Origin of the sequence: Gaiella sp., from assembly GCF_039915195.1 — a bacterium.
Lineage (GTDB): Bacteria > Actinomycetota > Thermoleophilia > Gaiellales > Gaiellaceae > Gaiella.
The window spans coordinates 1-3,630 of sequence record NZ_JBDSNT010000061.1 but is presented as its reverse complement, the minus strand read 5'-3'; the positions used below and the strand labels follow the sequence as shown (position 1 = coordinate 3,630).

6 protein-coding genes are annotated in these 3,630 nt (G+C 68.2%); 3 read left to right on the top strand and 3 right to left on the bottom strand.

Features of this window, described 5'->3' with window-relative positions; genetic code table 11:
* A partial coding sequence (locus tag ABIR74_RS06320) for a hypothetical protein (protein WP_348176062.1) occupies positions 1 to 222 on the bottom strand: 222 nt, incomplete at its 3' end.
* A gap of 188 nt (positions 223 to 410) precedes the next feature.
* Here ABIR74_RS06320 and ABIR74_RS06315 point away from each other — a divergent pair.
* The 3 genes from ABIR74_RS06315 (at position 411) to ABIR74_RS06305 (ending at position 1,410) form a co-directional block, all read left to right on the top strand.
* Positions 411 to 848, top strand: coding sequence for a hypothetical protein (locus ABIR74_RS06315; RefSeq protein ID WP_348176059.1), 438 nt, complete (start codon positions 411 to 413; stop codon positions 846 to 848).
* Between the two features lie 225 nt (positions 849 to 1,073).
* Positions 1,074 to 1,265: a hypothetical protein gene (locus ABIR74_RS06310; protein WP_348176057.1), complete on the top strand. Its 192-nt coding sequence runs from the start codon at positions 1,074 to 1,076 to the stop codon at positions 1,263 to 1,265.
* On the top strand, positions 1,258 to 1,410 hold the full coding sequence (locus ABIR74_RS06305) for a hypothetical protein (RefSeq protein ID WP_348176054.1): 153 nt from the start codon (positions 1,258 to 1,260) through the stop codon (positions 1,408 to 1,410). Before ABIR74_RS06310 ends, ABIR74_RS06305 begins: the two co-directional genes overlap by 8 nt.
* A gap of 45 nt (positions 1,411 to 1,455) precedes the next feature.
* Here the strand turns inward: ABIR74_RS06305 and ABIR74_RS06300 are convergent, their stop codons facing one another.
* On the bottom strand, positions 1,456 to 2,760 hold the full coding sequence (locus ABIR74_RS06300) for a glycosyltransferase (RefSeq protein WP_348176051.1): 1,305 nt from the start codon (positions 2,758 to 2,760) through the stop codon (positions 1,456 to 1,458).
* Positions 2,757 to 3,630 (bottom strand): glycosyltransferase family 4 protein (locus ABIR74_RS06295; protein ID WP_348176048.1); only part of this gene is annotated, 874 nt, incomplete at its 5' end. The genes ABIR74_RS06300 and ABIR74_RS06295, both read right to left, overlap by 4 nt.

Sequence of the window (3,630 nt, the reverse complement as noted above, 5' to 3'; positions counted from 1 at the left end):
CCGGTAGCCGCTAACGGCTTCGCGCGGGTTTGGGCCCGCGGCGTTGCCGCACACGGCGCGTGTCTCCTCGCCGTCGCGGTCGTTCTCCTTGCGGCCGGCCGGGCGGGTGGCGATGCGGGAGCTCTCGCTGCGTCGTTCGTTCTCATGGTCTTCCTTCTGGCCGCGCAGGTTCCGCTGGCCCGGCTGGTCGGCGCCGTTCGTCGTGAGGGAGACCGTCTGCACGGTTCCGATCCGTCGTTCGTCGGCGGCATCGTCGGAGTTCCAGGGTTCGATCGGACGATGCTCTCGGCCGCGTGGACGGGGGAGACGGCGAAAATTCAATCGGCGCGCCGTGAGGCCGTCAGGCGCAGTGGATCGCGCGTGCTCGGTGTGGTGGCGGCAGCGCTCTTCACGTTCGTAGGGCTGCCGCCGTGCTCCTCGGGACATCCGCTGCGGCCAACTCGGTCACCGGCCTCGCCACGCTGACGCTCTGGATGACGCTCTGGTCGTTCCTCGGGCTGCTCGTCCTCCCGTCGCTCTCGCGCTCCGCGGTCATCGCCGCCGACCGATTGGCCCTCTCGGGTGGGATCGATCCGGCTGAGCTCACGCGTGTGCTCGGGACGCTCGATGCTGCGCAGGAGGACGAGCCCAGCCGCGGCCGCCTCGTCGAGACCGTCTTCCATCCCGTGCCGGCGCTCGAGAGGCGGGTGCGTGCGATCGCAGCGGACGACGGCCCGGACCTGCCGAAGCCCTGGAACACGGCGCGGACGGCTCTCTTCCTCTCGTGGGCCTCGCTCGGCCTTCTTTCGCGCGCTGTACATTGCAACTGCGGCCGTCCAGCGCTCTGGGTGCTCTTTCCCGGCGACTAGAGCGGTGTCTGGCACCGTGACGACGTTTTTGCCCCTGAGGCCTGCGATAGACGACCTCGCTCCCGGGAGAGGCTGCGCCGTCTCCCCTACGGGGTACGGTGGAACGTCTGGGCGCGGCGCACGAGCACGGCTCCGCCACCCGAGGGCTGATCCAGCACTCGCCCGACGTCGTATCACTTATATAGACAAAAGTTAGACAACAGAGACAACAGAGGAGCATAGCTCATGAACAACCGCACAATTCGTCTCCGCGCTTCCGCTGCGATCCTGATCGCCGCGTTTGCCTCCTTCATCCTGTCCGTCACGCTGTGGTTCACGGGCAGCGAGCAACAGGGCATCTTCGTCGGCCTGTGGGTTCCGTCCATCCTCTCTTTTGGCGCCGTTGCGCTCCAGATGGGTGGCAAGCGTCATGAGTAATGTCGGCCTCTTCATCGCGGGCGTCCTCGTCACGATCCCTGCCTTCCTCGGCATCGTCGGCCTGATCATCGCCGCCGTCGCCGACGGGCGTGAGAACGACCGGATTCACGCCGAGCAGGCAGCGCACGACCCGTCGAGTCGGTAGAAGAGCCGGCGCAATCTCGCCGCCTGGGATCGCGCCTGGGTTCGCTCAGGCGGCGAGCGCACGAGAGGCCGCAGCGGCCTCGACCGCTCCGGCAGCGAGCTCTGCTCCCGGAGAGCTGCGAAGACTCCTGCCGAGAGCAGCCGTCCGCTCCGCGGCTCCATCACGGAGCAGGGAGGCGAGCCTTGCTGCGATCTCCGCCGGGGTTGCCGAATTCGGATCGACCGCGTGACCGAGCCCCGTGCGCCGAAGATCCTCTGCCCCCGCGAACTGATCGGTCGAGAAGGGGGCTGCGAGCACGGGGAGGCCGGCCGTGAGGGCTTCCGTGACGGTGTTGTTCCCGCCGTGGCAGACGACGATGTCGCACGCATCCAGAGCAGCTACCTGGGGAAGATGCGCGCGAACGACCCAGCCCTCGTCCCTCGGCCCGAGACTCTCAGGCTGGTTGACGCCGGAGGCGATGACGGCGTCCCAGCGGAGGATCCGGAGCGCCTCGGCGATGCGCTGCAGCACATCCGTCCGCGCCGAGAGGAAGCTGCCAAGCGAGACGTACGCCCGCGGACGCACGTTGCTCTCTCTCACGAGACCGTCGAAGAACGGGTCGGGCTCTTGAAGTCGAACACAGGAACCGACGAACGTCGCGTCAGGGAGCCGGACGGCGTGCCTGCCGATCCCACCGGGGTAGTTGACGATCGTCCCGAGAGTCCCGCCGGCAGCGAAGGCGTCGTCGACCGGCGTTGTCTTCGGATCGAGAGCCGTCACCACGGCGTTGTAGGTCGCGGTGAACTCCGCGGTGACGACGGTGCAGAGTTCCCGGAGCGACCGGAGCTCGTTCGGAGGCGGCGCAAAGCCTGGTGGTCGGAGCCCGGGGTAGCCGAAGACCTCACCTCTCACCGGCAGCTGGCAGGGGTGCCCGGGCAGAAACGAGAGGAACGGAACCCGAAGGCCGCGAAGGGCCGCGGTGGCACCAAATGCGAGCTGGTCGACGAGAACCACGTCCGGTTCGATCGTCTGCACGATGTCCCGGAGTCGTGTCGCAACGCCATCCGGCTCCCAGAAGAGGTCTTGTCGGCGTCGCTCTGCCTGGTATCGCAGGACCGCGATCATGCCCTCGCGCGTTGCGCCGAAGAACGCCTCCATCTCCGCATCGGCCCCCGCTGCTCGCACGCCGCCGTTGCTGCCCGATCCGAGGGTGAGCTCGACGTACTCGTGCGCGTCGGCGGCGACGAGGGGAGCAAGCGTGTGCCCCGTGGCGACGACGACTCTGTTACCCCGTCGGCGGAGGGCAGCAGCAACTGCGGAGAGCGGGTACCAGTGCGATGCGTAGTCGGGGACGACGACGAGGACGGTCAAGCCGCCACCTCTGCAGGTTCGCGGACGACGTTCGTGTAGAGCTCGGCGAGTGAGGCGGCCATCGCCTCGATCGTGTAGTGGGAGCGAACAAGGTTTGCGGTGCGCCGAGCGCGTGGCTCATCTGCACGGGCGGCGACTGCGCGTCGCAACGCCTCCCGCACATCCTCGATCGATGACGTGTCGGCGAGAGAGCCGGTAAGCCCCTCCTCCACGTAGGTCGCAGGTCCGCCGGCATTCGGCGCGACGACGGAGAGGCCCGTTGCCATTGCCTCGAGCAGAGCGACGCCGAACTCCTCCTTCTGACTCGCACAGGCATAAACACCGTCCGGGGCGACGAGGCTCCCGAGCCCCGATCGGGCAATGCGCAACACCGTCGCCACCTCGGGATTCGCACGATGGCCGAGCAGCACGAGACCCTCGCGGGCCTGCGGAAAGCGCGTGCACACATTGTCGAGTTGCCCGAGAACGATGCTCTCTTCCGCGGTCGGCTGCTCGAGGGTACCGCCGACGATGACGAGGTTGAGTGAGCGATGGAGCTCGTCGTCGCCCGCCCACGCTTCGAGTAGGAGCGAGAGCCCTTTCACGCGGTGGAGGCGGCCAACGGTGACGAGGAGCGGCAAACCATGGCGCAGTGGTGGGAGGGCGGAGACGCGGTCGAGCACCACGTTGGCTACGGCCGGCAGGCCGCCGTCGCGCCCGGCTCGCGCGAGCTCGGAACTCGCCCGATCGATCTCCGCCAGCGGGATCCCTTCCGCGACCGTGTGCACGCGGGCGTTCTCGGTCCTGGTAAACGGGGTACCGATCAGGTCGGTGAGGGCGGCGAGGGCGCGTGGACGAGGCAGCACGACGACCGCGTCAGCCTGCCCGAGC

What these genes read in the sequence shown, in the direction of transcription:
- ABIR74_RS06310 (WP_348176057.1), top strand. Translation starts at nt 1,074, where the DNA reads ATGAACAACCGCACAATTCGTCTCCGCGCTTCCGCTGCGATCCTGATC.
- ABIR74_RS06305 (WP_348176054.1), top strand. Translation starts at nt 1,258, where the DNA reads ATGAGTAATGTCGGCCTCTTCATCGCGGGCGTCCTCGTCACGATCCCT.